At 52.4% G+C, this 552-nt stretch carries 1 protein-coding gene and 1 pseudogene; both read right to left on the bottom strand.

Annotation, left to right across the window (positions count from 1 at the left end):
- Positions 1-293: FimB/Mfa2 family fimbrial subunit (locus tag DXB63_RS17765; RefSeq protein WP_199604248.1), on the bottom strand; the 293-nt coding region annotated here is incomplete at its 3' end.
- A 23-nt stretch (positions 294-316) separates the two neighbouring features.
- A pseudogene (locus DXB63_RS18065) lies at positions 317-552 on the bottom strand (hypothetical protein); the annotation flags it as partial.

The raw sequence follows: 552 nt of genomic DNA, 5'->3' as shown, positions 1-552 counted from the left end.
TAATCGCCGCCGGGCAAGGTCAGCCGGTAATGGTAACCGTTAGTGAAAGCGGTTTTGGGCGACAGGTCACGGCTGTAAAACAGGCCCTCACCGTCAAAGATATAAAACTCCACCCGGTTGATCTCACGGGCAAAATTGTCAGCATTGCCCTTGTTATGCCAGTAGTGCGTCAGGGCGATATCCACGTTGCCCTCCTTGAGGCAATCCTCGCAATCGTCATGTATACAGCCGCCCAGGCCGAGACATCCGGCAAGCAGCAGGATACCGAGCAAATATCTTGTTGGTATTCTCATAATGTTCCTTCTCATTTTTCCGTTTATTCCTTTTTTGTTGAAGTATATTCGATACGGCATTCCACCCGGCGAAGCTGGGGATAGATAGTTCCGACCAGGTAATAGTAGGCCCTGCCGCCCGAAAGGGCTTTCAAGGCATATTTGGCTTTTGCCACATCACCGTTCAGCGCCCGGTTGACGATACGCATCACTTCCGTACATTCCGGAACCAGGAGGTCTTTTTCGACGGCCTCCAGCAGTCCCGCCCAGTCTTCACCGC

Origin of the sequence: Bacteroides sp. OM05-12 (assembly GCF_003438995.1) — a bacterium.
GTDB lineage: Bacteria > Bacteroidota > Bacteroidia > Bacteroidales > Bacteroidaceae > Bacteroides.
Note: the sequence above shows the minus strand (reverse complement) of the source record. Positions and strands in the feature narration are given on the sequence as shown.